At 71.9% G+C, this 505-nt stretch carries 1 pseudogene; it reads right to left on the bottom strand.

The annotated features are described in order from the left end of the window. Positions 1 to 503, bottom strand: a pseudogene (locus G3N93_RS41045) (hypothetical protein); the annotation flags it as partial. Positions 504 to 505 lie beyond the last annotated feature (2 nt).

The raw sequence follows: 505 nt of genomic DNA, 5'->3' as shown, positions 1-505 counted from the left end.
AACGCGGCGGCGGGGCCGCCGTGGCCGACGTCGCCGGCGGCGATCTTCGGGCTCGTCCACGTATTGAAGCCGAGCGTGCGCGCCGCGAACGCCGTGTCGAGCGCCGCGGCGGAAATGCCGCGGCCGCCGAGGTAGTCGCGCACGCGATCGCGTTCGGCCGTGCAGCGGTCGGCGATGTATTCGACGGTGGATTTCTCGCGGCGCTCGGCCGGTGCGGGGCGCTCGGACGGGAGGCCGTACGCGTCGTGGAGATAGCGGACGGCGTCGGCAACCGTGCCGCCGCGCGCGTGGATCACGAGGTCGATGCACGAGCCGCCGGCGTCGGCGCTGTGATCGCGCCAGCCGGTGCCGTACTTCGGGTGATTCGCATAGATCGACAGCGACGGGCTCCGGTCCGCGTGCTGCGGCGAGTGATAGAGCGCGCGGTCGCCGCCGCGGCCGCGTTTCAGGCCGAGACGGCCGGCGAGGTCATGCAGGTCGATGTGTCGTTTCAGTTCGTCGATCA

Origin of the sequence: Burkholderia sp. Se-20378, assembly GCF_017104665.1 — a bacterium.
GTDB classification, from domain to species: Bacteria; Pseudomonadota; Gammaproteobacteria; order Burkholderiales; family Burkholderiaceae; genus Burkholderia; species Burkholderia lata.
This window is presented reverse-complemented; position numbering and strand designations above follow the sequence as displayed.